The 23304-nt window shown below is 69.4% G+C and carries 26 protein-coding genes, 1 tRNA gene and 1 riboswitch; of the genes, 12 read left to right on the forward strand and 15 right to left on the reverse strand.

Annotated elements, in window-relative coordinates; translation table 11 throughout:
• The first annotated feature begins 63 nt into the window (after positions 1-63).
• Positions 64-834, forward strand: coding sequence for an HNH endonuclease (locus ACI2L3_RS03515; protein ID WP_404750606.1), 771 nt, complete (start codon positions 64-66; stop codon positions 832-834).
• On the opposite strand, the gene ACI2L3_RS03520 is transcribed toward ACI2L3_RS03515, so the two are convergent.
• A complete protein-coding gene (locus ACI2L3_RS03520; protein ID WP_404750607.1) occupies positions 807-1436 on the reverse strand; it encodes an ATP-binding protein in 630 nt (209 codons plus the stop codon). The two genes, ACI2L3_RS03515 and ACI2L3_RS03520, sit on opposite strands and share 28 nt — an antisense overlap.
• A 213-nt stretch (positions 1437-1649) precedes the next feature.
• On the opposite strand from ACI2L3_RS03520, the gene ACI2L3_RS03525 reads away from it, so the two are divergent.
• From ACI2L3_RS03525 to ACI2L3_RS03540, 4 genes are all read left to right on the forward strand, one after another.
• Complete coding sequence (locus ACI2L3_RS03525) at positions 1650-2495, forward strand: helix-turn-helix domain-containing protein (RefSeq protein WP_404750608.1); 846 nt, start codon at positions 1650-1652, stop codon at positions 2493-2495.
• Positions 2495-2701 carry a DUF397 domain-containing protein gene (locus tag ACI2L3_RS03530; protein WP_404750609.1) on the forward strand — a complete coding sequence of 69 codons (207 nt, stop codon included), beginning with the start codon at positions 2495-2497 and terminating at the stop codon, positions 2699-2701. Before ACI2L3_RS03525 ends, ACI2L3_RS03530 begins: the two co-directional genes overlap by 1 nt.
• Before the next feature lie 133 nt (positions 2702-2834).
• Complete coding sequence (locus ACI2L3_RS03535; RefSeq protein WP_404750610.1) at positions 2835-3350, forward strand: nucleoside deaminase; 516 nt, start codon at positions 2835-2837, stop codon at positions 3348-3350.
• Positions 3351-3435: 85 nt separating this feature from the next.
• Positions 3436-3738: a hypothetical protein gene (locus tag ACI2L3_RS03540; RefSeq protein WP_404750611.1), complete on the forward strand. Its 303-nt coding sequence runs from the start codon at positions 3436-3438 to the stop codon at positions 3736-3738.
• Positions 3739-3796: 58 nt separating this feature from the next.
• Here the strand turns inward: ACI2L3_RS03540 and ACI2L3_RS03545 are convergent, their stop codons facing one another.
• The 4 genes from ACI2L3_RS03545 to ACI2L3_RS03560 all read right to left on the reverse strand — a co-directional run bounded on the left by ACI2L3_RS03545 (position 3797) and on the right by ACI2L3_RS03560 (position 8191).
• Positions 3797-4228, reverse strand: a complete 432-nt coding sequence (locus tag ACI2L3_RS03545) for a hypothetical protein (RefSeq protein WP_404750612.1) — start codon at positions 4226-4228, stop codon at positions 3797-3799.
• A gap of 51 nt (positions 4229-4279) precedes the next feature.
• A complete protein-coding gene (locus ACI2L3_RS03550) occupies positions 4280-5212 on the reverse strand; it encodes a GlxA family transcriptional regulator (protein WP_404750710.1) in 933 nt (310 codons plus the stop codon).
• Positions 5213-5262: 50 nt separating this feature from the next.
• Positions 5263-6729, reverse strand: a complete 1467-nt coding sequence (locus ACI2L3_RS03555) for an MFS transporter (RefSeq protein ID WP_404750613.1) — start codon at positions 6727-6729, stop codon at positions 5263-5265.
• 190 nt (positions 6730-6919) lie between these two features.
• Entirely contained in the window at positions 6920-8191 is a 1272-nt protein-coding gene (locus ACI2L3_RS03560; RefSeq protein WP_404750614.1) for a DUF445 domain-containing protein, read from the reverse strand.
• 303 nt (positions 8192-8494) lie between these two features.
• Between ACI2L3_RS03560 and ACI2L3_RS03565 the strand changes: the two genes are divergently transcribed.
• A complete protein-coding gene (locus ACI2L3_RS03565) occupies positions 8495-9817 on the forward strand; it encodes an SGNH/GDSL hydrolase family protein (RefSeq protein WP_404750615.1) in 1323 nt (440 codons plus the stop codon).
• 146 nt (positions 9818-9963) lie between these two features.
• Here ACI2L3_RS03565 and ACI2L3_RS03570 read toward each other — a convergent pair whose 3' ends face one another.
• The 4 genes from ACI2L3_RS03570 to ACI2L3_RS03585 are packed head-to-tail and all read right to left on the reverse strand — an operon-like array spanning position 9964 to position 13317.
• Positions 9964-10692 (reverse strand): DUF1707 domain-containing protein, encoded by a 729-nt coding sequence (locus ACI2L3_RS03570; protein ID WP_404750616.1) that lies wholly within the window; start codon positions 10690-10692, stop codon positions 9964-9966.
• Between the two features lie 9 nt (positions 10693-10701).
• Positions 10702-11673 (reverse strand): ATP-binding cassette domain-containing protein, encoded by a 972-nt coding sequence (locus ACI2L3_RS03575; protein WP_404750617.1) that lies wholly within the window; start codon positions 11671-11673, stop codon positions 10702-10704.
• An 8-nt stretch (positions 11674-11681) separates the two neighbouring features.
• Positions 11682-12446, reverse strand: a complete 765-nt coding sequence (locus tag ACI2L3_RS03580; RefSeq protein ID WP_404750711.1) for an ABC transporter permease — start codon at positions 12444-12446, stop codon at positions 11682-11684.
• A gap of 49 nt (positions 12447-12495) precedes the next feature.
• Positions 12496-13317: an ABC transporter permease gene (locus ACI2L3_RS03585; RefSeq protein WP_404750618.1), complete on the reverse strand. Its 822-nt coding sequence runs from the start codon at positions 13315-13317 to the stop codon at positions 12496-12498.
• A gap of 208 nt (positions 13318-13525) precedes the next feature.
• Here ACI2L3_RS03585 and ACI2L3_RS03590 point away from each other — a divergent pair, with 208 nt between their 5' ends.
• A complete protein-coding gene (locus ACI2L3_RS03590) occupies positions 13526-16087 on the forward strand; it encodes a transglycosylase domain-containing protein (protein ID WP_404750619.1) in 2562 nt (853 codons plus the stop codon).
• Between the two features lie 29 nt (positions 16088-16116).
• On the opposite strand, the gene ACI2L3_RS03595 is transcribed toward ACI2L3_RS03590, so the two are convergent.
• The 3 genes from ACI2L3_RS03595 to ACI2L3_RS03605 all read right to left on the reverse strand — a co-directional run bounded on the left by ACI2L3_RS03595 (position 16117) and on the right by ACI2L3_RS03605 (position 17343).
• Complete coding sequence (locus ACI2L3_RS03595) at positions 16117-16437, reverse strand: multidrug efflux SMR transporter (protein WP_361166116.1); 321 nt, start codon at positions 16435-16437, stop codon at positions 16117-16119.
• A 47-nt stretch (positions 16438-16484) separates the two neighbouring features.
• Positions 16485-16546: riboswitch (guanidine-III (ykkC-III) riboswitch) on the reverse strand.
• A 74-nt stretch (positions 16547-16620) separates the two neighbouring features.
• Positions 16621-16923, reverse strand: coding sequence for a co-chaperone GroES (locus ACI2L3_RS03600; protein WP_055568690.1), 303 nt, complete (start codon positions 16921-16923; stop codon positions 16621-16623).
• Positions 16924-17025: 102 nt separating this feature from the next.
• On the reverse strand, positions 17026-17343 hold the full coding sequence (locus ACI2L3_RS03605; protein ID WP_398298213.1) for a DUF3618 domain-containing protein: 318 nt from the start codon (positions 17341-17343) through the stop codon (positions 17026-17028).
• A gap of 155 nt (positions 17344-17498) precedes the next feature.
• Here ACI2L3_RS03605 and bcp point away from each other — a divergent pair, with 155 nt between their 5' ends.
• The 5 genes from bcp (at position 17499) to ACI2L3_RS03630 (ending at position 21309) form a co-directional block, all read left to right on the forward strand.
• On the forward strand, positions 17499-17966 hold the full coding sequence (bcp, locus tag ACI2L3_RS03610) for a thioredoxin-dependent thiol peroxidase (protein ID WP_362987235.1): 468 nt from the start codon (positions 17499-17501) through the stop codon (positions 17964-17966).
• Between the two features lie 152 nt (positions 17967-18118).
• On the forward strand, positions 18119-19621 hold the full coding sequence (proP, locus tag ACI2L3_RS03615) for a glycine betaine/L-proline transporter ProP (RefSeq protein ID WP_404750620.1): 1503 nt from the start codon (positions 18119-18121) through the stop codon (positions 19619-19621).
• Between the two features lie 141 nt (positions 19622-19762).
• Positions 19763-20383 (forward strand): HNH endonuclease, encoded by a 621-nt coding sequence (locus ACI2L3_RS03620; protein ID WP_404750621.1) that lies wholly within the window; start codon positions 19763-19765, stop codon positions 20381-20383.
• Positions 20380-21222 (forward strand): HNH endonuclease signature motif containing protein, encoded by an 843-nt coding sequence (locus ACI2L3_RS03625; protein ID WP_404750622.1) that lies wholly within the window; start codon positions 20380-20382, stop codon positions 21220-21222. The genes ACI2L3_RS03620 and ACI2L3_RS03625 overlap by 4 nt, the downstream gene beginning before the upstream one ends.
• A gap of 11 nt (positions 21223-21233) precedes the next feature.
• A tRNA-Leu gene (locus ACI2L3_RS03630) sits at positions 21234-21309 on the forward strand.
• A gap of 51 nt (positions 21310-21360) precedes the next feature.
• Here ACI2L3_RS03630 and rdgB read toward each other — a convergent pair.
• The 3 genes from rdgB to rph all read right to left on the reverse strand — a co-directional run bounded on the left by rdgB (position 21361) and on the right by rph (position 23286).
• The gene (gene rdgB, locus ACI2L3_RS03635) at positions 21361-21963 is read right to left on the reverse strand and encodes an RdgB/HAM1 family non-canonical purine NTP pyrophosphatase (protein ID WP_404750623.1); all 603 of its coding nucleotides are present in this window, start codon (positions 21961-21963) and stop codon (positions 21361-21363) included.
• 59 nt (positions 21964-22022) lie between these two features.
• Positions 22023-22418 carry a hypothetical protein gene (locus ACI2L3_RS03640; protein ID WP_404750624.1) on the reverse strand — a complete coding sequence of 132 codons (396 nt, stop codon included), beginning with the start codon at positions 22416-22418 and terminating at the stop codon, positions 22023-22025.
• A 136-nt stretch (positions 22419-22554) separates the two neighbouring features.
• Positions 22555-23286, reverse strand: coding sequence for a ribonuclease PH (gene rph / locus ACI2L3_RS03645; protein WP_404750625.1), 732 nt, complete (start codon positions 23284-23286; stop codon positions 22555-22557).
• Positions 23287-23304: the final 18 nt, after the last annotated feature.

Below are 23304 nucleotides of genomic sequence, written 5' to 3' on the forward strand. Positions count from 1 at the left end.
AGCACGTTCCATAGTTCGCTGAACACACCCTCCGTCACGACGAACACTCATACGATATTGCCCATGCGGATCCCTGCGTGGACTGAGGATGAGCTGGTGCTGGCCGGAGCGCGCGTCGTAAAGAACGGCTGGCGTGAGCTGCGAACCGGAGATCCAGAGGTCCAAGAACTTTCCGAGTTGCTCCAGTCGCTGCCCATTCATCCCGCGGAAGCCCATGCCATCCCTGGGTTCCGGTCTCCAGACAGCGTCAGCCGCAAGACCAGCGACTTCGCGACGAACCACCCCGCCTACAGCGGTAGAGGCACCCGATGCGGGGAGCCCACGCGCTTGATGATCAAGGCTTTCATCGACCGGGAGGCCGAGATGCTCGAGGCCGCCCGGTCGATCGAGGACGGAATCGGCTCGGGGCAGCTGCAGCTCATCCCACCTCAGCCCGGTGAGATCGACGACTCCGGCTCCACAGCCATCGAGGGCCGGCTTCTCGTCCGTCAGGCGCTCGCCCGCGAGCGGGACCCGAAACTCCGCAAGCTGAAGATCAAGCAAGCGCGGCAGAACGGTCGTCCGTTGCGCTGTGAAGTCTGCGACTTCGACTTCGCGCGCACATACGGCGCACTTGGCGAGGGATACATCGAGGTGCACCACGTCACCCCCCTCCACATATCCGGTCCCAGAAACACCAGGCTCGACGACCTTGCCTGCTTGTGCGCCAACTGTCACCGCATGTGCCACAAGAACCGCCGGGGGGAATCCTGGCGCACTCCCGACGCGCTGAGGACCCTGATTCGCAGTACGGCATCTCTCGGCCCTCACGCCGCCCCTGCCGCCGACTCATAGCGGACCAGCGCCTGATCGAGCACTTCATCCGGGTCCCCGCCCTGCGCTGCGAGCCAGTGCAGGAGGTCAGCGATGACCTCTGGAGCCAGCGCCTCCGGAACCACCCGCCCCGGCCCGGCCATCAGGCCAGGACCGGCCAGCCTGCAGTACTCATCCAGTACCGCTGTTGCACGCTGGATTCGCGCGCACTGCTGAGCAGGGCCCAGCGAGATCTCGCACCACACCGCCTTCCCGGCCCCCGTCAGGAGCGTCCCCCACTCCTCGCACAGGGAAGCCAGGAGGTGAAGGCCCCGCCCGCATTCCTCCTCGGCGCACACGGCGCTCAGCGTCGGCACGGCACGGCTTCCGTCGTGTACCTCCACGCGGAGGCGGTCGCCGCGGGGTTCGAGTACCAGCGTCGCCGGCGCGCCCTCACCGACGTGCTGGATGACGTTCGTCGCCAGCTCTGTCGCGATCAGTGCAACCTCATCGGTGACGCCCAGCGCACCCCAGTGCTCCAAGTTGTGCTTCACCGCCTTGCGGAGCAGGTGTAGTTCGGCCGGCGCGGCCTCAAATGGCAGGACGCAGCGCAGCCGCCGTTCGCCCTCGTCGTAAACAGGCATGGAGAGACTCCCTCTCAGGCCACGCAGCGCTGCGCCTGCCGTGTCCGTACGGCTACACCGCGTAGTGAACTGCTGCGAGCATGGCACAGAGAAGTCTCGCTGTGTAACTTCTCACGGGAATCCTTCGAGTGAACGCGCTGGAAGGCCAACTGCCCGGCCGCATAGCCTGATTGCGGCCCCAGGCCGGACGCCCGGCCTCCGAGGAGGAGCCACATGTCACTACGGACCACCACTCGCCGACGCCAGCTCGGCGCCATGATGCGGAAGCTACGTGCCCGGAGGGGCATGACTCTTGAGGAGGCCGGCACCCTCGTCGGGGTGTCCAAGGCGACGGTCAGCCGGTACGAGACGCAGGCCGGGCCGGTCAAGTGGCTCGTGGTCGACGCCCTCTGCCGGGAGTACGCGGCAACCGATGCCGAGCGCCGGGCGGTTGTGGCGCTCGCCAGGGATGCCAAGCAGCAAGGGTGGTGGAGCTCCTTCACCGACTCGATCCCCGAGAGCATGAACCTTCTGCTCACACTGGAGGACGAGGCGGTACGTGAAGACCACTTCTCATGCGTCTACGTCCCCGGACTGCTGCAGACCCGCGCCTACAGCACCGCAGTCCAGCAAGCCAACGAGGTACGCCTCGCCCCGGCTGAGATCGAGCGCCTCGTAGACATCCGCATGAAGCGCCAGGAAGTCCTGACCCGCCCGACCGCCCCGCACCTGTGGGCGGTCCTCGACGAGTCCGTCATCCGGCGCGTCGTCGGCTCTCCGGCGGCCATGAAAGAACAACTCGGCCGTCTCCTCGAAGCGAACGAGTCACCTGGCATCACGCTTCAAGTCCTGCCCTTCTCCAAAGGGGCCCACTGCGCCGCCCTGGGCAGCTTCGTGATCCTCGGCGGCACCGAACCCACGCTGGACGTCGTGTACGTCGACCTCCACACCGGGTCGCTCTTCCTGGAGAAGGACGAGGAACTGGAGCGATACCGGCTTGCGTTCGACTACCTCCGCGCACAAGCGTTGGACATGGAAGCCTCCTCCTCCATGATTCAACGCGTCCGCAAGGAGTTGTAATGTCTGCCGTTACGCCCTGTTCTGCCCCGGTCCTCACCTGGTACAAGTCCTCCTATAGCGGAGGCAACACCACCGAGTGCGTGGAGACCGCTTTTCTCCCCGGCGGTGTCCTCATACGCGACTCCAAGCGCGCCGACGGGCCTCGCCTCCTCGTCTCGTCCACTGCCTGGGCCCGGTTCGTCGCGGGCACCGCCGAGCGGCTCTGATGGTCGGTGGTCGGTCCGTGGCGGTGACACAGTTCTCGGCCCTCGTGCGGCACGGTCGTGTGTGAGACCGGCTCAGCCGTCAACCATGTACCCACATGGGCGGCACGCCGCGACACCGTAGGAGGAGGACCCCTTGCCTTACGCCCCCGAGCAGGACCACGACCGTACGTTTCTCGAGATGGCCGTCGCCAACTCCCGGTGCTCACTCGAAGACGGCAGTACCAAGAAGCCCTTCGGCGCCGTCGTCGTACGTGGTGGGGAAGTCGTGGGGTCCGGGAGCAACTCCGTCGTTGAGGCGTGTGATCCGACCGCTCATGCCGAGGTCGTCGCCCTGCGCGACGCGGGGCGGCGGCTCGGGACCTATCTCCTGGACGACTGCACGCTGTATTCGAGCAGTGAGCCCTGTCCCATGTGTCTCGTCGCCTGTTACTGGGCCGGGATTCCGCGGCTTGTGTATGGCGCGAACAGTCGTGACGCCGCCGTCCATGGGCATGAGGATTTGCAGTTCTATCGGGAGCTGGCCCTGCCGAACGCCGAGCGGCGGTTGCTCGATGAGGTGCCTGTCGGAGGGGAGACGCGGGCGGCCGCGGTGCGTGTTCTTGCCGCGTGGGCCGATGCGCAGCCTGAGCCCGTGGAGGCCAAACTCTGAGCCCGGGCGTTGGGCCGTGATTGCCGCGCGTTAGCCTCGGGCCAAAGGACATAACCGGGACGTATCACCGAGAGGTGGAGCAATCATGGCGAGGATTCCGGCGGCAATGGTGGCCGCGAGCGGGCTGGTCGGGGGCTATGCCACCGCGCGGGTCACCAAGAAGCGGCCCCTCGGCGGGGTCGTGCTCGCCGCTGCCGGGGTCGTTGCGGCTCGGCAGTGGCGGGAGGCGGCCGGTGGGAAGACCGCGGCCGCGCTCAGCGCGGCTTACGTCGCCGGGTTCGCCGGGTCGCATCCCCTCGCCAAGAAGGTGGGCGCCTGGCCCGCCGTCTTCAGCGTCGCGGGTGGGGTCGGGGTCGCGTCCTGGGTCCTCGCCGACCGCCGTAGGTAGCTGGGGCGAGGAAGGGAAGCGGGGCGCGGGGTCGCGGACGCAGCTCCGCCCGGTCACGTCACGCGTCGCTGCGCCGCGTCGCGCCCCTCGCCACCACCGCCGCCGCCAAGGCCCCCACACCCATCACCAGCGTGAAGAACGCCCACACCAGAGGAAAAGGAAATATCTGTCCGTCCTGCGCGGGGTGTGAGTCGAAGGAGACGTACATCAGCGTCGACGGTGGGGCCGCGACCACCAGCAGCGTCCATGCCAGGCGGTCCCTTATGCCGAAGTAGGCGGAGAGGGACAGGAGAGCCAGGGCCAGGAGTGCCACACCTGACGTCGTCACCGGTGAGGTCACGTGGAGCGCGTCCGGGGTCTCCGGGCGGTTGCGCAGGTCCCAGGGGAGGCACGTCACGTATGCCGTGGCCGCGAGCGCCGCGCCCAGGAGGCGGGTCGCGTACCTGGGGAGCGGTGCGGTCTGCCGTAGCGGTATCAGCGTCACCTTCATGTGTACGACGGTGCCGTCCGGTGGGGCGGCCCGACAGAGTACGCGTACTCATTACCGGGGCGGCGGGCCCGAGCCGCGGAACGTCGTCCGGTACGCCGCCGGCGACACCCCCACCCCCGCCGCGAAGTGCGCCCTCAGCGACGTGGCCGTGCCGAAGCCCGTCTCCGTCGCCACCCTGTCCACCGTGTGGTCCGTCGATTCGAGGAGTTCGCGGGCGCGGTCCACGCGGCGCTGCGTCAGCCACTGCATCGGCGTCAGGCCCGTCTCCTCGCGGAAGCGGCGGCTGAACGTGCGGACGCTCATCGATGCCCGGTCGGCCAGCTGGCGGAGTGTGAGGGGTTCATGCAGGCGGGCTTCCGCCCAGGAGCGTGCCGCGCCCGTCGACGTCAACTGATCGACTGGCACCGGGCGTTGGATGTATTGGGACTGGCCGCCCTCCCTGTGCGGCGGCACCACCGTGCGGCGTGCCACGTCCGCCGCCACCGCCGCTCCGTGGTCCCTGCGGATCAGGTGCAAGCACAGGTCCACGCCCGCCGCCTCGCCCGCCGACGTCAGGATCGTGCCCTCGTCCACGTACAGGACGTCGGGGTCGACCGTCACGGAGGGGAACGTACGGGCGAACAGGTCCGTCGACAGCCAGTGCGTCGTCGCCCTGCGGCCGTCGAGCAGGCCCGCCGCCGCCAGTACGAAGGCTCCGGTGCAGATTGAGGCCAGGCGGGCGGCCCCGGCGGATTCCAGCGCCCGCGCCAGCGAGGGCGGCAGGCCGTCCGGGGTGAGTGACTCGTCCTCCTCGTGCGAGGCGGGCACGATCACCGTGTCCGCCCAGGCCAGCGCCTCCGGGCCGTGCGGCGCGCCGATCGGGAAGTCCGCGTCCGTGCGGATCATGCCCGGACCCGTCACCGCGCACGTCCGCACCTCGTACAGCCGCTCCCCCGCCGGGCCCCGCGCGCCGCCGAACAACTGGTGCACCAGGCCCAGTTCCATCGGCAGGACGCCGTCCCGTACGAGTACCGCCACCCCGTGTGAGCTGTCCCTCACTTCGCCGTCGCCGTCGTCGCCGCCGTCGATGAAAGCGGTGTCGCGATGTCCTCCAGCGACCTCCGCTCCGCCTTCACCACCAGCGCCGCCGCGACCAGGCCCGCCGCGCACATCAGGCCCGCGCCGATCTGGAAGGCCAGGACCGTGTCCCCGACGACGCCCGACTCGGTCAGCTCGGCGAAGATCAGCGGGCCGCTGATGCCGCCGGCCGCCGTGCCCACCGCGTAGAAGAAGGCGATGGCCATGGCGCGCGTCTCCATTGGGAAGATCTCCGAGACCGTGAGGTACGCGCTGCTCGCGCCCGCCGACGCGAAGAACAGGACCACGCACCAGCAGGCCGTGAGCGTCACGGCGCTGAGCGAGCCGCGGTCGAAGAGCCAGGCCGTGGCGAAGAGCAGAACACCCGACACGATGTACGTCGAGGAGATCATGATGCGGCGGCCGACCGTGTCGAAGAGCTTGCCGAGGAAGAGCGGGCCGAGGAAGTTGCCCGCCGCGATGACGGCGAAGTAGTAGCCCGTGCTGCCCGACGGGACGTCGAAGAACTTGGTGAGGATCGCGCCGAAGCCGAACGTGATCGCGTTGTAGAGGAACGCCTGGCCGATGAAGAGGGACAGGCCGAGGGTCGCGCGCTTCGGGTAGTCGCGGAACACCGTCTTGGCGATCAGGCCGAAGCCGATGCTCTTGCGCTGGTGGATGGTGATCTCGCGGTCGGGGGGTGGGAGGCGTTCGCCCTTCTCCTCCTCGATCTCGCGTTCCACCGACGTGACCAGTCGCTCCGCCGCCTCCTCGTGGCCGTGGATGAACTGCCAGCGCGGGCTCTCCGGTACGTGGCGGCGTACGAGCAGGATCGCCAGGCCGAGGACGACGCCGAGGGCGAAGGTGAGGCGCCAGCCCAGGTCCTTCGGGAAGATGCTCGTGTTGAGCATGAGGACGGAGAGCAGCGAGCCGCCGATCGCGCCCAGCCAGTAGCTGCCGTTGATGATCAGGTCGACGCGGCCGCGGTACTTGGACGGGATCAGCTCGTCGATCGCCGAGTTGATGGCCGCGTACTCCCCGCCGATGCCGAAACCGGTCAGGAACCGGAAGAGGAAGAACCACCAGGCGTCGAAGGAGAGGGCCGTCAGGGCGGTGGCGCCGAGGTAGACGGCGAGGGTCACCATGAAGAGCTTCTTGCGGCCGTACTTGTCGGTGAGGCGGCCGAAGAACAGCGCGCCGGCGCAGGCGCCCGCCACGTAGAGGGCCGCCGCCAGGCCGGTGACCTGGGCCGAACTGATCGCCAGGCCGCTGCCTTCCTCGGAGAGGCGGCTCGCGATGTTGCCGACGGTGGTGACCTCGAGGCCGTCCAGGATCCAGACCGTGCCGAGGCCGATCACGATCATCCAGTGCCAGCGGGACCAGGGCAGCCGGTCCAGGCGGGCGGGCACGGCCGTGGTGACGGTCGCATCATCGGCAGCGGTCATGACACCTCCCGGCATCCCCGTGGCACCTCACCAGGGGTTACTCCAGAGTGCCCAGCCCACGGGCACTCACGCCCGCCGAAGACAGCCGTACGCGGGGCGGCTGCGTGCCGGAGCGCCGCCCCGCGGTGCCACTCACACCGAAGAACCCCGTACGAAGAAACCCGTACGAAGAAACCCGTACGCGGCGCCCCTACGCCCCCAGCAGCCGCGACACCGTATAGATCGCGAGCCCCGCCAGGGAGCCGACCACCGTGCCGTTGATCCGGATGAACTGCAGGTCACGGCCGATGTGCGCCTCGATCTTCTTCGAGGTGTGCTCGGCGTCCCAGCCCGCCACCGTGTCGGTGATGAGCGAGGTGATCTCGTCGCGGTACGTCGTCACCACGTACACCGCCGCGCCCTCCACCCAGCCGTCGACCTTCTGCTGGAGCCGCCCGTCCTTCGCCATCCGCGCGCCGAGCGAAAGCAGCGAGGCCCGCACGCGCAGCCGCAGCTCGCTGCGCTCGTCCTCCGCCGCGGCCACGATCATCGCCCGCACGGCCGACCAGGCGGAGGCGATGAGGTCCTGCACCTCGCCGCGCGCGAGGATGTCCCGCTTCAGGCGCTCCACGCGCTCCCGCGTGTCCGAGTCGGACTGGAGGTCGGCGGCGAAGTCGGCGAGGAACCGGTCGACGGCGCCCCGCGCGGGGTGTGCGGGCATGTCCCGCATCTCGGTGACGAAGCGGAGCAGTTCCTTGTAGACCCGCTCGCCGACCCGCTTGTCGACGAAGCGCGGGGTCCAGCCGGGCGCCCCGCCCTGCACCGCGTCCATCACCGAGTCGCCGTGCTCGACGAGCCAGTCGTGCGCGCGTACGCAGACGAGGTCCACGACCCGCTTGTGGCCGCCGTCCGCGACGACCTTCTCCAGCATCTTGCCCATGCCCGGGGCGATCTCCTGGGCGTCGGCCCGCCGCGTGATGGCCTCGCCGACGACGGCCTGCACGTCGGAGTCGCGCAGCACGGTGAGGGCGCCGCGCAGGGCCGTGGCGAGCTCGGCCGTCACCCGGTCGGCGTGTTCGGGGTCGGCGAGCCAGCTGCCGAGGCGGCTACCGATGCCGACCGCGTGCAGGCGGCCCCGTACGACATCGGCGGAGAGGAAGTTCTCCCCCACGAAGTCGCCCAGGGAGGCGCCCAGCTGATCCTTCTTGTTCGGGATGATCGCCGTGTGCGGGATGGGCAGGCCGAGCGGGTGACGGAAGAGCGCCGTCACCGCGAACCAGTCGGCGAGCGCGCCGACCATGCCCGCCTCGGCGGCCGCGGCGACATACCCCGCCCAGGGTCCTGCGCCGGAGTGCTGCGCCCACTTCGCCAGTACGTAGACGACGGCGACCAGGACGAGGAGTCCCGTCGCCGTGATCTTCATGCGGCGGACGCCGCGGCGCTTCTCCTCGTCGGCGGGGCTGAAGGCCAGACCGCCCCTCATGGGCCCTGCCCCCTTTGGGCCGTTCGTGGGGCTGTCGGCACTCAAAGCGCCGCCCGCCTCAGTCGAATCCTCCGCATGTGCGCGTTCCACTCACTCCACCCGGCCCGTTCGTGTCCTGCCCTGATTGTCCCCATGCCCTGTGTTCTCCGTCCCTTCTCACCTACTCCTGGAACGGACGACAAGTTCCCGGCGTCTGATAAGAGCGGAGGGGGGCAGTGTCGGCCGTCTCCCGGCCCATGCCGCATCATGGGGTGATCACACCGGAGCCTCGGGGCTCCCCCTGCCCGAGGAGAAAGAGCCCGCATGACCAAGCGACACGGTTATGCCCTTCTCGCCGCGGTTCTCGCGGTCATAGTGGTGATTTCAGGCGCCATATACATCGGCGTCTCCGGCACGGACGACGGTTCGCACGACACCATCAGCGCCGGTGGCCGCAACCCCCGCAACTCCGCCGCCCCCGCCTCCTCCGGCGTCTGGGTCGGCTCCTGGTCCGCCTCGCCCGCCGGGTCCGAACCCGGCACGGCACAGAAGGGGTTCGCCGGCCGCTCGATCCGCAACGTCGTGCACACGAGTGTCGGCGGCACCAGCGCCCGCATCACCCTCTCCAACCTGTACGGCACCACGCCGCTCAGCATCACGCACGCCTCGATCGCCCTCGCCTCCGCGTCGAACAGCCCCGCCGCGGCGGCCGGCACGCTGCGCAGGCTCACCTTCAGCGGCAACACGTCGGTGGTGATCCCGCCGGGCGCCCAGGTGATGAGCGACGCGGCGCGGCTGCGCGTGCCGCACGACGCGGACCTGCTGGTCACGACGTACTCGCCGACGCCGTCGGGCCCGGTCACGTACCACCCGCACGCGCGCCAGATCAACTACGTCGCCGAGGGTGACCGCACCGAGGACCAGCTCGGCGACGCGTACACGGAGCAGAGCCCGTACTGGCGCTACCTCTCCGCGGTGGACGTCCTCAGCAACGAGACCGACGGCACGGTCGTCGTCTTCGGCGACTCCATCACCGACGGCATCTCGTCCACGATGGGCGCCAACCGGCGCTGGACCGACGTCCTCGCCGACCGGCTGCGCACCGAGTCGGGCGCGCCCCGCTACGGCGTCGTCAACCAGGGCATCAGCGGCAACCGCATCCTCTCCGACGGCAACGGCAACCCCGCCGTGAACCCCAGCGGGCTCTCCCGGTTCGACCGGGACGTGCTGGACCGGACGGGCGTCAAGGCCGTGGTCATCGCGCTCGGCGTCAACGACATCCTGCGCAACCCGCACCAGAACGATCCCGACCGCATCGTCGAAGGGCTCCGCGAGCTCACCCGGCAGGCGCATACGCGCGGGCTGCGGGTGGTCGGGGCGACGCTCATGCCGTTCGGGGGGCACCGGGGGTACGAGCCCGGGCTCGAGGACGTCCGGCAGGCCGTCAACGAGGAGATCCGCTCCGGGGCGGTCTTCGACGAGGTCGTCGACTTCGACCGGGCGCTTCGGGATCCTTACGATCCGCGGAAGCTGCGGGGGCTGTACGACTCGGGGGACCATCTGCACCCCTCTGACGCGGGGTATCGCCGGATGGCGGAGACGTTCAACCTCTCCCACCTCAAGGGGTCGGCCGCGGCCGAGCTCTGATCCTGTGCCTCGCGTTCCCCTGCGGGTCGCCCGTGGCTGAGGTTCTGCGCAGTTCCCCGCGCCCCTGGGCTACCCGGGGCCCGCCCGCACCTGCCCTGCGGGTCCCCCGGGGCTGGAGTTTTGCGCAGTTCCCCGCGCCCCTGGGGCTATCCGGAGCCCTCCCGGCGGGACTCTCTGCGTTCCAGCTTTTCGCGGCGGCGTTCCTCCTTGAGGCGGAGTTTCTCCATTTTGCGGATCTTGCGGTCCACGCCCACGCCGCCCATGAGGGCGAAGCCCTTGACCACGACGCGCGGGGAGTCCACCGTGCCCTCGCCCGTCGCGCGGTCGTCGAAGCCGCCCATGATGCCGAAGCCCTTGACGACGACGGTCATTTCGGGGGGCACCGTGACCTGCATGCCGCCCATGATCGTGAAGCAGCGGATCTCGACGTCCCGCGAGGTGAACCGCGCCTCGCGCAGGTCGATCTCGCCGCCGCCCCACAGCGCGAAGCCGGTGAACTGCCGGCCGACCACCCAGCCGCCCTTGCGGCTGAACCCGCTCCAGATGGCGACGCCGACGGTCGACGACGGTTCGCCGGTCGTCATCCGCTCGTCCCAGTCGATGGCGGCGGGGTTGTCGCTCACCGGCCGCTTCACCATCGACACCTTCGCGCCGTGCGACGGCAGGTCACGGGTGAGGGGCTCCAACTCCCCGTACGTACGGGCCTTGTACGTCGCGTCGAGGCGCTCCTCGAACTCCGTCATGTCGAGGCGGCCCTCGGCCATCGCGTCCCTGAGCTGCTCGGCGACCCGCTCCCGGTCGGCGTCCGATGCCCGCAGGTCGGGGAGGGCGGGGCTCTCGGGGAGGCGGGTGAGGTCGGGGAGTTCGTCACTCATGCCCAAAGCCTACGAGGTCGGCTTCTCCGCGTACATCTTCGCGATGACCGCCTCGATGTCCGGCTCCCTGACCGAGAGGTCGGCCAGCGGGTAACGGTCCGCGATCCGCGCGACGAGCGGCGCCGCCGACTCAGCCGCCGGGAAGGCGAGCCACTGCCGCGGCCCCTCCACCTTCACCACCCGCGCCGACCCGAAGCCCGGGTCGACCGGGGGGAGTTCGCGGTCGAAGTCGACCACCAGCGTGCGCTCGCTCTCGCCCACCTCGTGCAGGCCCGCGAGCGCCCCGTCGTACATCAGGCGCCCGTGGTCGATCACCATCACCCGCTTGCAGAGCTGCTCGATGTCGGTCAGGTCGTGGGTGGTGAGGAGGACCGTCGTCCCCGCCTCCTGGTTCAAGTCCCGCAGGAAACCACGGACCTTCGCCTTGCTGATCACGTCCAGGCCGATCGTCGGCTCGTCCAGGTACAGCACCTCGGGATCGTGCAGCAGCGCCGCCGCGATGTCGCCGCGCATCCGCTGGCCGAGGGAGAGCTGGCGCACGGGGACGGGCAACAGGTCGGCCAGTTCGAGGAGTTCGACGCAGCGGTCCAGGTTGTCGCGGAAGCGGGCGTCCGGGATGCGGTACATGCGGTGCATCAGACGGTACGAGTCGATCAGCGGCAGGTCCCACCAGAGCGTCGTGCGCTGGCCGAAGACCACGCCGATGCGGCGGGCGAGTTTCGTCCGCTCCCGTGCGGGGTCGATGCCCGCCACCCGCAGCCGGCCGCCGCTCGGGGTGAGGATGCCCGTCAGCATCTTGATCGTCGTCGACTTGCCCGCGCCGTTCGGGCCGATGTAGCCGACCATCTCGCCGCGCGGCACGGTGAAGGAGATCCCGTCGACGGCGCGCACCTCGTGCCGTTCGCGCCGCAGGAAGCCGGTCTTCCTGCGGACGTCGAAGACCTTCTCCACGCCGTCCAGCTCGATGAGGGGTTCCGCCATGTTTCGGTTCAGCTCCCTGTGCTGCGGTACGAACGGAGACCGGCGCGCCAGACGAGGCCCGCGAGCGCGAGGCACCCCGCGGCGACCAGCGGTGGCGTGAACGCCACCCACGTCGGCAGGTCCAGCGGATAGGGCCGCCCGAGGACGTACAGCGCGGGCAGCCAGTTCACGAAGGCGAGCGGCAGGACGAAGGTGACGCCGCGCACCAGGTCCTTGGCGAACACCGTCGGCGGGTACTGGAGCAGCGTCGTACCGCCGTACGTGAAGGCGTTCTGCACCTCGGCGGCGTCCTGCGCCAGGAACTGGAAGGCCCCGCCCACCACGAACACCGCCCCGAAGATGGCCGCCCCGCACAGCAGCATCAGCGGCACCATCAGGACCTTCAGCGGCGTCCAGTCGATGTCCAGGACCACCAGCGCGTACGTGAGGACGAGCGCGCCCTGCGTGAGCCGGCCGATCCTGTGCAGCCCGAAGCGGTCGGCGGCGACCTGCGCGATGACCGGGGCGGGCCGCACCAGGAGCGTGTCGAGCGTGCCGTCCCGCACCCGCCTGCCGAGCCGGTCCATGGAGCCGAGCGCGAGGTCGGCCAGGCCGAACGCGGTGCACGAGGCGCCGTACAGGAAGGCGATCTCGGCGAGCGAGTACCCGCCGAGCCGGTCCACCTGCGAGAACATCAGGAGGATGGCGACGAAGTCGAACGCGGTCACCGCGAAGTTGCCGAGCGCCGTCAACGCGAACGACACACGGTAGGCCATGAGGGAGCGGATCCACATGGCGGAGATCAGCCGGTAGGCGCGCAGTCCCTCGCCCACCTGTCGCAGGTCAGCCACCCTGCACCACCACCCTGCGCGTCGCCGCGCCCTGCAGCAGCCGTCCCGCCGTGAGCAGCGCCGCCGCCCAGCCGACCTGGAACGCGTACGTCCGCAGCAGCCCGGTGCCCGAGGACTCCCCGAGGAACACGTCGGCGGGCAGCTGCAGCAGCGCCGACCAGGGCAGCGCCCTGGCGAAGTCGCCGAGCGCGCCGGGGAAGACGTTCAGCGGGAGCAGCATCCCGGAGAAGAAGGTGCCCGCGAGCATCGCCACCTGGGTGGTGCCCGCGCCGTCGAGGAGCCAGAACGCGGAGAGCGCCACCAGGAAGCGGATCGCGAAGCTCACCACCGTGCCGAGCACGACGGCGACGAGGAACGCCAGCCAGCGCCCCGCGTCCGGCGGCAGCGTCAGATCGAAGACCAGCGCCCCGAAGATCATCGGCACGATCCCGCGTCCGAGCAGCTGGAACGCGGCCCGGCCCAGGTCGGTGGCGAGCCACCAGGCCTGGAGGTCAGCGGGCCGGTAGAGGTCGACGGCGATGTCCCCGGTGCGGATCCGCTCGATCAGCTCGTTCTCGAAGCCGCCGCCCATCAGCGCCATCGCGGTCAACATCCCCTGGCCAAGCCAGACGTAGGTGAGCGCCTGCGACTGGTCGTAGCCGCCGAGGCCCGGCCGCTCGTCCCAGAGCGCCAGGTAGGTGTAGGCGAGGATCAGACCGAAGACGGTGTTGGTGAAGACTCCGGCCGCGGTCGCCACCCGGTACGTGGCGTACCTGCGGAAGCTTCCCCTGGTAACGACCGCGTACATACGGAACCGTCCTGTACGCACGTGCATCCCTTCCAGAGTGAGCTTCGCCCTTACCGGGCCAAAGCGCTGGAGCCTAGTGCGATCGGGGTCGCTCGTGCCAGGCATTTTCGGCGTGGGGGCGCGTGCCTGGTCACGAACGCGTGTGACGAGGGTGTGCAATGGGGTTGCAATGGGGTTGCCATGGGGTTTAAGAGGCGTGCTGGATGTACGACGCTAACCGGGAGTTCCGCAAGACATGAGTGACGAGCCGCAGCAGCAGGGTCCTGCCGGACGCCAGGGCTGGGAGCCCAGGGAGCCGCAGGACCCGCCCGCCGGCACCCCGGCCGGCCCGGCCGGGAAGGCTTCGGGTCCCGCCGAGGAGGCCCCGGGGGCGGCGGCGGACGCTCCGGAAGCGGCCGCGGTCACTTCAGGGGCGGCCGCGGATGCTCCGGAGGCTTCCGCGGGCGGCAAGAAGGGCAAGAAGCCCAAGCGGCCCAAGCGCAAGGGCTGGCGGCGGATCTTCCCGACCTGGCGCATGGTCCTCGGCGGGTTCATCCTGATCGTCCTGCTGTGTGTCGGCGGCTTCATGGCGGGCTACATGCTGGTCGACATCCCGCCGGCGAACGCCGCGGCCACCAAGCAGAGCAACGTCTACCTGTACTCCGACGGCACCCAGATCGCCCGCGACGGCGAGGTCAACCGCGAGAAGGTACCGCTCAAGCAGGTCCCGCTCACCGTCCAGCACGCCGTGCTCGCCGCCGAGGACCGCGACTTCTACGGCGAGTCCGCGGTCGACCCGAAGGCGATGATCCGCGCCGCCTGGAACACCGTCACCGGCAAGGGCAAGCAGTCCGGCTCCACGATCACCCAGCAGTACGTGAAGAACTACTACCTGGGCCAGGAGCAGACGGTCACCCGCAAGGTGAAGGAGTTCTTCATCTCGATCAAGCTGGACCGCGAGGTGAGCAAGAACGACATCCTCGAGGGCTACCTCAACACCAGCTACTTCGGCCGCAACGCGTACGGCGTGCAGGCCGCCGCCCAGGCGTACTACGGCGAGGACGTCGAGGACCTCTCCGTGGCCCAGGGCGCCTACCTCGCGACCCTCCTCAACTCCCCCAACGCGTACGACGTCGCCACGCACCCGGAGAACAAGCAGCGCGCCGCCGGCCGCTGGAACTACGTCCTGGACGGCATGGTCAAGGAGGGCTGGCTGAGCCGGTCCGAGCGGGCGAAGACGAAGTTCCCGATGCCCGACGAGGCGAAGGGCGCGGCGGGCCTGTCCGGGCAGCGCGGCTATGTCGTCAAGGCCGTCGAGGACTACCTCACGGCCAACAAGATCATCGATGAGGACACCCTCGCCAAGGGCGGCTACCGCATCACCACGACCCTCCAGAAGGACCGTCAGGACGCCTTCAAGAAGGCCGTCGACGAGGAGGTCATGTCGAAGGTCGACAAGGGCGCCCGCAAGGTCGACCGGAACGTCCGCGCGGGCGGCGCCTCCATCGACCCGGCCACCGGCAAGGTCGTCGCGATGTACGGCGGCATCGACTACACCAAGCAGTACGTCAACAACGCCACGCGGCGCGACTACCAGGTCGGCTCCACGTTCAAGCCGTTCGTCTTCACCTCCGCGGTGGAGAACGGCTCGGTCACCCAGGACGGCCGCCCGATCACCCCGAACACCGTCTACGACGGCACCAACAAGCGCCCCGTGCAGGGCTGGAGCGGCGGCACGTACGCCCCCGAGAACGAGGACCACGTCAACTACGGCGACATCACCGTCCGCACCGCCACCGACAAGTCCGTGAACTCGGTGTACGCGCAGATGGCCGTCGACGTCGGCTCCGACAAGGTCAAGGACACCGCCGTCGCCCTCGGCGTCCCCGAGAACACGCCCGACCTGACCGCGTCCCCGTCGATCGCGCTCGGCCCGTCCACCGCGAGCGTCCTCGACATGACCGAGGCGTACGCGACGCTGGCGAACCACGGCAAGCAGGCCACGTACACGCTCGTCGAGAAGATCACCAAGGGCGGCGACGAGATCACGCTGCCCGAGCCGAAGACCGGGCAGGCCGTGTCCCGCGAGGCCGCCGACACCACCACCTCGATCCTGCAGAGCGTCGTCCAGGGCGGCACCGGCACGGCGGCGCAGGGCGCGGGCCGCCCGGCCGCGGGCAAGACGGGCACCGCGGAGAACGACACGGCGGCCTGGTTCGCCGGCTACACCCCCGACCTCGCCACGGTCGTCGCGGTGATGGGCCAGGACCCCGACACCGGGGCCCACACCCCGCTGTACGGCGCGCTCGGCGAGGCCCGCATCAACGGCGGCGGCTACCCGGCCCGCGTCTGGGCCGAGTTCACCAAGGACGCCCTGGAGGGCAAGCCCGTCAAGGACTTCGACCTGGAGCTCGAGCAGGGCGCCGACGTGCCCGAGGTGCCCGACCCGACGACGGGCGGCGTCGACGAGCCCGGCACCGCCACCACCACGGACGGCGGCACCGAGACCGGCGGCGGACAGGACGGCGGCGGCACCGAGACCGGCGGCCAGGACACCGGCGGCGGCGCCACCACGGGGAACCAGGACACCGGGGGCGGCCAGACGGGCGGCCAGACCGGCGGCCAGGACGGCGGCCAGACGGGTGAACCGGCCGGCGGCCAGGACCCGGGCGGAGCCGCCGACGGGGGCGCCGCCGACGGCGGACCGACCGACGGCGGCGTCCAGGGCGGGCCGACGGACGGCGGCACCGACGCGGGCGGAGGGGTGGTCGACGGCGGCATGGACGACGGGGGCGGGATCGGCTTCCCGGAGGGCTAGGGCCCTGTCTTTTGGATCGGTGCGGCGGCTTAGTGCCCCGAGGTCGCCTTCAGGCCGACCACGGCCACCAGCAGCAGACAGACGAAGAAGATCCGGGCGGCGGTGACCGGCTCACCCAGGATCACCATGCCGAGCACCGCCGCACCGGCCGCGCCGATGCCGACCCACACGCCGTACGCCGTACCGATGGGCAGCGTCTTGGCGGCCTGCGACAGGAGCATCATGCTCGCGACGATGCCCACGCCCGTGAACAGGCTGGGCCACAGTCGCGTGAAACCGTCCGTGTACTTCATCCCGATCGACCAGCCCACTTCGAGCAGACCGGCGACGATCAACAGAACCCAGGCCATGACGGCACCTCCGACGAGTAGAAACGCTCAGCGCGTTACCTGATGGGGGTGCGTCGTCTTTGCGATAACCCGGTACGGCGCGTCTCGTCGGGGTCCTTCCAAGGTAGCAAAACCCATGGATAAGGGCTGGTGACGATGGTCACCAGCCCTCTGGGCACATATACCTGGCTACAGGTAACCGGGCTACAGGTAAAGGCCCGTCGAGTCCTCCGACCCCTCGAACCGGTCGGCGGCCACCGCGTGCAGGTCGCGCTCCCGCATCAGGACGTAGGCCACGCCCCGCACCTCGACCTCGGCGCGGTCCTCCGGGTCGTACAGGACCCGGTCGCCCGGCTCGACCGTCCGGACGTTCTGCCCGACCGCGACCACCTCGGCCCAGGCGAGCCGCTTGCCCACGGCAGCGGTCGCGGGGATCAGGATGCCGCCGCCGGAGCGCCGCTCGCCCTCGCTGGTGTCCTGCCGCACGAGCACGCGGTCGTGCAGCATGCGAATGGGCAGCTTGTCGTCGTGGGGGCTCTGGGAGGTCTTCTCGCTCACGCCCCCGAACCTACCTGGCCCGGTGGCCGCCATGGGCTCCCGGGTCCGTACTCACTTACGGCGGCGCGAGCTCACCACGAGCAGCCCGACGAGGCCCACCGCCACCAGGGCGACCGGCACGATCCGCTCGATGCGCGGCGAACCGTCCGCCGAGACGAGCTGGCCCCGCACGTCCGAGACGATGCGGTTCGCCCCGACGTACGCCCGGCCGAGGGAGTTGTCCACGCTCGAGACGACCTTCGCCTTGGCGTCGCCGACGATCGTCTTCGGGTGGACGCGCACCCCGATCTCGTCGAGGGTCTCGGCCAGCTGGTCGCGCCGGCGCTTGATGTCCGCCTCGATCTGCGCAGGGGTCCTGGCATCCGACACCGCGCTGCCTCCGTGGTCGTATCGATGATGGGACGTGAACTCTGAAGCTCTGACCACAGTCTGTCAGCTTCGCGCTCACCGCACCCCACGGCACCCCTATTACGCTCGACTCCGTCACCACACCCTTTGTGAAGCACCCGTACGAGGAGACGACCATGAGCGAGCGACTGCAGCCCGGCGACACCGCCCCCGCCTTCACCCTGCCGGACGCCGACGGCAAGGACGTCTCGCTGGCCGACCACAAGGGCCGCAAGGTCATCGTCTACTTCTACCCGGCCGCCCTGACCCCCGGCTGCACCAAGCAGGCCTGCGACTTCACGGACAACCTCGACGTGCTGGCCGCCGCCGGTTACGACGTGATCGGCGTGTCGCCGGACAAGCCGGAGAAGCTCGCGAAGTTCCGCGAGCAGGAGAACCTCAAGGTCACGCTGGTCGGCGACCCGTCCAAGGAGACCCTGGAGGCGTACGGCGCCTTCGGCGAGAAGAAGCTGTACGGCAAGACGGTGACCGGCGTGATCCGCTCGACCGTGGTGGTCGACGAGCAGGGGAAGGTCGAGCACGCGTTCTACAACGTGAAGGCGACGGGCCACGTGGCCAAGATCATCAAGGATCTCGGCGTCTGAGCCTGAGCCGCTCCGGTCTCCTGGGCCTGATGTGACCGGCCTGATGTGACGAAGCCCCCCTACGCGTTCGCGGGGGGCTTCCGTTTGCAACGGCCATCTTCGAGCAAGTGATCTCCCGGGGGACTTGTACGAAGAACGAAAGGAACCACTCCATGGCGGCCCACGAAGAGCTCGAAGCCGAGGCCGACCCCGAGGCGATGAGACGCCACCGGACCCTGTTCCGGGCCGTGAAACGCCGCAGGAACCCTCCTCTGCGCCGTACCGACATCACGGTCACGGACGAAGCAGCGGTCAAGCGGGCCGTCAAAGCGGCCTCGCTCGGCAACGCCATGGAATGGTTCGACTTCGGCATCTACAGCTACCTGGCCGTCACCATCGGCCACGTGTTCTTCCCTTCCGGGAACGACACGGCCCAGCTGATCTCGTCCTTCGCCACCTTCGCGGTCTCCTTCCTGGTCCGCCCCATCGGCGGCATGGTCTTCGGCCCGATGGGCGACAAGATCGGCCGCAAGAAGGTCCTCGCGCTGACGATGATCATGATGGCGATCGGCACGCTCGCCATCGGCCTGATCCCGTCCTACGCGACGATCGGCTTCTGGGCGCCGGTCCTGCTGATCTTCTTCCGCCTGGTCCAGGGCTTCTCGACGGGCGGCGAGTACGGCGGCGCCTCGACCTTCATCGCCGAGTACGCCCCCGACAAGCGGCGCGGCTACTTCGGCAGCTTCCTGGAGCTCGGCACGCTCGCCGGCTACACGGGCGCGGCGGGCCTGGTCCTCATCCTCAATACCACCCTCGGCTCGGACGCCATGGAGTCGTGGGGCTGGCGCATCCCGTTCCTCGTCGCGGGCCCGCTCGGCCTCGTCGGCCTCTACCTCCGGCTGAAGCTCGACGAGACCCCGGCCTTCCAGAAGATGGAGGACGCGACCTTCCACGCGGCATCGGAGGGCGCCTCCACGGTGGAGACCACGGCCAAGGGCGACCTGGCGAAGATCTTCCGCGACTACTGGCCGACGCTGATCCTCTGCATCGCGCTGGTCGGCGCGTACAACGTCACGGACTACATGCTCCTGTCCTACATGCCGACGTACCTCTCCGACGAGCTGGGCTACGACGACTCGCACGGCCTGCTGATCCTCATCGGCACGATGATCATCCTGATGCTGATCATGAACCAGGTCGGCAAACTCTCGGACCGCTTCGGCCGCAAGCCCCTCCTCATGACGGGCATGCTGAGCTTCCTGGTCCTGTCGGTCCCGGCGTTCCTGCTCATCAAGCAGGGCAGCCTCCTGGCGGTCTCCGCGGGCATGCTCCTGCTCGGCCTCTCCCTGGTCTGCCTCCTCGGCACGATGTCGGCGACCCTGCCCGCCCTCTTCCCCACCTCGGTCCGCTACGGCTCCCTCTCCGTCGGCTACAACCTCTCCGCCTCCCTCTTCGGCGGCACGGCCCCCCTGGTGATCACGTCCCTGATCAGCATCACGGGCACGGACATGGTCCCGGCGTACTACTCGATGGCGGCGGCCCTGGTCGGTGTCATCGCGGTGGCCTGCATGAAGGAAACGGCCCAGAAACCGCTGTCGGGCTCCCCGCCTTCGGTGGAGACGAAGGAGGAGGCAGCGGAAATGGTGGAGGCACAGGCTACGGCGCCGAGGTTCTGACCTCCGCTCCCCCTCCTTTTCGGAACGGCCCGCTCCACTCCAAGTGGGGCGGGCCGTTCCGCATATCGGGCGTGACGGTCCGATTTTCGGTTCGTTGGGCTGTATGGGCTGCGAACGCGTGGCCGGGAACGGAGGGGTGACATGGCGATTCGCTACACACGTGAGCTGCTTGAGGAAGCGGCGCGGGAGACCGGGACGTGGGATGAGGCGGTGCGGTGGTGTGGGGGTGAGCCGACGTCGGCAAGCCAGTACTACCTGCGCCGGAAGATGGCCTCGGAGGGAATCGATACGTCTCACTTCCCTCGGCCGGGAGTGCGTCACACCGAGCAGCGACTCCGTGCGGCCGTGGCGCAGTCCACCAACTTCAGGGAAGTGGTACGGCATCTCGGCATCAGCAACGTGGGCGGCAATCACGCGCACATCAGCCGCCGGATCGCCGCTCTCGGCATCGACACCTCGCACTTCGTCACTCCACGTGGCGGCCCCAAAGGGTCTCTGGGGCCCGTGCTCGCGCTGAGATCTCCGGAGGGCGGAAGAACCCCTGGCACGCGACTCCGCCGAGCACTGCTTCAGACAGGCGTGCCCGAGGTGTGTGCGGAATGCGGTACCGGGACCGAATGGAACGGGAAACCGCTCCGGCTCGAGGTCGACCACATCAACGGCGAGTGGTGGGACAACCGCCCCGAAAATCTTCGGCTCATGTGCCCCAACTGCCACGCGGTGACGGACACTTACCGCGGCCGCAAGCGGAGCGCGGCATGAGCAGGATCAAGTATCCGCGGGAGACACTGGCCCGCATGGCCCCCTCTTGCTCCAGTCTGGTGGACATGATGCGTCGCCTGGGGACGCCAATGGGTTCGGGACCGCGCCGATATCTGCGTGATCGTCTTCGGCACTACGGCATCGACACCACTCATTTCCGTGAGGAACCGCTGCCGGAACGCCCCGCCCGTTCCTACACGAAGGAAATCCTGGCGGATGCCGCCGCCCACTCCTTCAGCATCCGGGACATGTTCGTGCACATGGGTATCCCACCGGAGGACGGCCCGTACTGGCACGTCAGGAAGAAGCTGGACCGATTCGGGATCGACACGAGTCACTTCACGTGGCAGCGAGGCAAAGCCACGGATGCCCTCTTCCCACGCGAGGAGCTCACGCGTGCCGTCGCCGAGTCGCGTGGACTCGCCGCGGTGCTGCGGGCCCTGGGCCTGCCACCGTTCGGCGGGGCCGGGCGTGCCAGGGCGCTGCGCAGCATCAAGGCATACGGGCTCTCGACCGCTCACTTCGTCGGGCAGGGCCACAACGCGGGGCGTCCCGGAGCGAACCGCAAGAGTGCTGCCGACATCCTGGTCCTGCTCGGTTCGGACGCATGCCGTACCCGTACCGTCCTGCTGCGCCGGGCTCTCGACGAGGTCCGCACGCCACGCGCGTGCGGAGCATGCGGGTTGGGTGAGCTCTGGCAGGGTAAACGCCTCGTCCTGGAGATCGACCACATCAACGGCGACCGTCTGGACAACCGCCGGGAGAACCTGCGGTACCTCTGTCCTTCCTGCCACAGCCAGACCGGAACCTTCTCGAACCGACGCCGGACGACACAGTAGAGTGATCCGGCGGGTCCGTACCCCAGCTGGCCTAGAGGGCGCCGGTTTAGGTCCGGTGTGTCGTGGGTTCGAGTCCCACCGGGCCCACGCGACGAAAGGGCGCGACACATCATGTCGCGCCCTTTGCCGTACCCAGCCTCAGCCCAGCAACTCCCCCACCACCGGCGCCAACGCCCGGAACGCTTTCCCCCGATGGCTGATCGCGTTCTTCTCTGCCGCCGTCAGTTCCGCGCACGTGCGGGTCTCGCCGTCCGGCTGGAGGATCGGGTCGTAGCCGAAGCCACCGGAACCGGCGGGAGTCGTGCGGAGGGTTCCGCGGAGTTGGCCCTCGACCACTCGTTCCGTGCCGTCGGGGAGGGCGAGTGCCGCCGCGCAGGCGAAGTGGGCGGTGCGGTGGGGGGCGGAGATGTCGGAGAGCTGGGCCAGGAGCAGGTTCAGGTTCGCGGTGTCGTCGCCGTGGCGGCCTGCCCAGCGGGCGGAGAAGATGCCGGGGGCGCCGCCGAGGACGTCGACGCAGAGGCCGGAGTCGTCGGCGACGGCGGGCAGGCCGGTGGCCTTGGCGAGGGCGTGGGCCTTGAGGAGGGCGTTCTCGGCGAAGGTGACGCCGGTTTCCTTGACGTCGGGGATCTCCGGGTAGGCGTCCGCGCCGACGAGCTCGTGAGTGAGGCCTGCGTCGGCGAGGATCGCCCTGAGTTCCGTGATCTTGCCGGTGTTGCGGGTGGCGAGGATGAGGCGGGTCATGCTCCCCAGTATCCCGAGTCTCCGGTAGCCGGAGTCTCTCGGGGAGCGCCCGGTCCCCCTTACGGCGTGCAGACCTTCGTCAGTTCGCCGGCCGCGTCGGTGACCCCGGAGACGTCGGGCGTGGCGTCGCCCTTGTCGATGGCGTCGCGGACGTTGTCGACCGCCTTGTCGAGGTCGTCGACGGCCTTGTTGACGTCGGTGTTGTCGGTCTTGTCGCCGATCTTGTCGAGGTTCTTGCCGATGTCGTCGAGTGCCTTGTCCGCCTCGGCCGGGTTGTCCCCGGCGTTCTCGACGGCCGTCTGCAGGTCGGTGACGCTGTCGGCGATCGTGTCGGCGGTCTGGACGCAGTCCAGTGCCTTCGAGACGGCGTCGCAGCCGACGAGGCCGGCACCGGCCGGGATGACGATCAGGGCTGTGACGACGGCGGTGGCGATACGTCGGTGGCGCGCGGCCATGGTTCGGTCCCTCCCCAGGGTGTGGACGGGCGCGCGGCTTTGCCCGCGCGCCCGTACTCGTAACAACGCCCGGCAGGGGGTTGTTGGTTGCTTGCGTGACCGACAACTCGCCTGCGCGTCGTCGCCAGTACGGCGTCTAGCGCGTCGCCTCGAGCGCCTCGCGCTGGAAGGCGGCGAGGTCCTCGCAGCCGCCGACCGCGAGGTCGAGGAGCGCGTTGAGCTCCTTGCGGGCGAAGGGCTCGGCCTCGGCGGTGCCCTGGACCTCGACGAAGCGTCCGTCGCCGGTGCAGACGACGTTCATGTCGGTGTCGGCCTTGACGTCCTCCTCGTAGCAGAGGTCGAGGAGCGGTACGCCGCCGACGATGCCGACGGAGACGGCGGAGACGGTGTCGGTGAGGGGCTTGCGGCCGGCCTTGACGATCTTCTTGCCCTGGGCCCAGGCGACGGCGTCGGCCAGCGCCACGTACGCGCCGGTGATGGCGGCGGTACGGGTGCCGCCGTCGGCCTGGAGGACGTCGCAGTCGAGGACGATGGTGTTCTCGCCGAGGGCCTTGTAGTCGATGACGGCGCGGAGCGAGCGGCCGATGAGGCGGCTGATCTCGTGGGTGCGGCCGCCGATCTTGCCGCGGACGGACTCGCGGTCGCCGCGGGTGTTGGTGGAGCGGGGAAGCATGGAGTACTCGGCGGTCACCCAGCCCTCGCCGCTGCCCTTGCGCCAGCGGGGGACGCCTTCGGTGACGGAGGCGGTGCAGAAGACCTTGGTGTCGCCGAAGGAGATGAGGACGGAGCCCTCGGCGTGCTTGCTCCAGCCACGTTCGATGGTGACGGGGCGGAGCTGTTCGGGGGTGCGGCCGTCGATTCGAGACATGTGAGGAGCCTAGCCGCA

Source organism: Streptomyces sp. NPDC029674, from assembly GCF_044903205.1.
Taxonomy (GTDB): Bacteria; Actinomycetota; Actinomycetes; order Streptomycetales; family Streptomycetaceae; genus Streptomyces.

Excerpts from the sequence above, each read along its gene's own strand:
- ACI2L3_RS03515 (WP_404750606.1), top strand. The coding sequence starts at position 64 with ATGCGGATCCCTGCGTGGACTGAGGATGAGCTGGTGCTGGCCGGAGCG.
- ACI2L3_RS03520 (WP_404750607.1), bottom strand. The coding sequence starts at position 1,436 with ATGCCTGTTTACGACGAGGGCGAACGGCGGCTGCGCTGCGTCCTGCCA.
- ACI2L3_RS03525 (WP_404750608.1), top strand. The coding sequence starts at position 1,650 with ATGTCACTACGGACCACCACTCGCCGACGCCAGCTCGGCGCCATGATG.
- ACI2L3_RS03530 (WP_404750609.1), top strand. The coding sequence starts at position 2,495 with ATGTCTGCCGTTACGCCCTGTTCTGCCCCGGTCCTCACCTGGTACAAG.
- ACI2L3_RS03540 (WP_404750611.1), top strand. The coding sequence starts at position 3,436 with ATGGCGAGGATTCCGGCGGCAATGGTGGCCGCGAGCGGGCTGGTCGGG.
- ACI2L3_RS03545 (WP_404750612.1), bottom strand. The coding sequence starts at position 4,228 with ATGAAGGTGACGCTGATACCGCTACGGCAGACCGCACCGCTCCCCAGG.
- ACI2L3_RS03550 (WP_404750710.1), bottom strand. The coding sequence starts at position 5,212 with ATGGAACTGGGCCTGGTGCACCAGTTGTTCGGCGGCGCGCGGGGCCCG.
- ACI2L3_RS03555 (WP_404750613.1), bottom strand. The coding sequence starts at position 6,729 with ATGACCGCTGCCGATGATGCGACCGTCACCACGGCCGTGCCCGCCCGC.
- ACI2L3_RS03560 (WP_404750614.1), bottom strand. The coding sequence starts at position 8,191 with ATGAGGGGCGGTCTGGCCTTCAGCCCCGCCGACGAGGAGAAGCGCCGC.
- ACI2L3_RS03565 (WP_404750615.1), top strand. The coding sequence starts at position 8,495 with ATGACCAAGCGACACGGTTATGCCCTTCTCGCCGCGGTTCTCGCGGTC.
- ACI2L3_RS03570 (WP_404750616.1), bottom strand. The coding sequence starts at position 10,692 with ATGAGTGACGAACTCCCCGACCTCACCCGCCTCCCCGAGAGCCCCGCC.
- ACI2L3_RS03575 (WP_404750617.1), bottom strand. The coding sequence starts at position 11,673 with ATGGCGGAACCCCTCATCGAGCTGGACGGCGTGGAGAAGGTCTTCGAC.
- ACI2L3_RS03580 (WP_404750711.1), bottom strand. The coding sequence starts at position 12,446 with ATGTGGATCCGCTCCCTCATGGCCTACCGTGTGTCGTTCGCGTTGACG.
- ACI2L3_RS03585 (WP_404750618.1), bottom strand. The coding sequence starts at position 13,317 with ATGCACGTGCGTACAGGACGGTTCCGTATGTACGCGGTCGTTACCAGG.
- ACI2L3_RS03590 (WP_404750619.1), top strand. The coding sequence starts at position 13,526 with ATGAGTGACGAGCCGCAGCAGCAGGGTCCTGCCGGACGCCAGGGCTGG.
- ACI2L3_RS03595 (WP_361166116.1), bottom strand. The coding sequence starts at position 16,437 with ATGGCCTGGGTTCTGTTGATCGTCGCCGGTCTGCTCGAAGTGGGCTGG.
- ACI2L3_RS03600 (WP_055568690.1), bottom strand. The coding sequence starts at position 16,923 with ATGCTGCACGACCGCGTGCTCGTGCGGCAGGACACCAGCGAGGGCGAG.
- bcp (WP_362987235.1), top strand. The coding sequence starts at position 17,499 with ATGAGCGAGCGACTGCAGCCCGGCGACACCGCCCCCGCCTTCACCCTG.
- proP (WP_404750620.1), top strand. The coding sequence starts at position 18,119 with ATGGCGGCCCACGAAGAGCTCGAAGCCGAGGCCGACCCCGAGGCGATG.
- ACI2L3_RS03620 (WP_404750621.1), top strand. The coding sequence starts at position 19,763 with ATGGCGATTCGCTACACACGTGAGCTGCTTGAGGAAGCGGCGCGGGAG.
- ACI2L3_RS03625 (WP_404750622.1), top strand. The coding sequence starts at position 20,380 with ATGAGCAGGATCAAGTATCCGCGGGAGACACTGGCCCGCATGGCCCCC.
- rdgB (WP_404750623.1), bottom strand. The coding sequence starts at position 21,963 with ATGACCCGCCTCATCCTCGCCACCCGCAACACCGGCAAGATCACGGAA.
- ACI2L3_RS03640 (WP_404750624.1), bottom strand. The coding sequence starts at position 22,418 with ATGGCCGCGCGCCACCGACGTATCGCCACCGCCGTCGTCACAGCCCTG.
- rph (WP_404750625.1), bottom strand. The coding sequence starts at position 23,286 with ATGTCTCGAATCGACGGCCGCACCCCCGAACAGCTCCGCCCCGTCACC.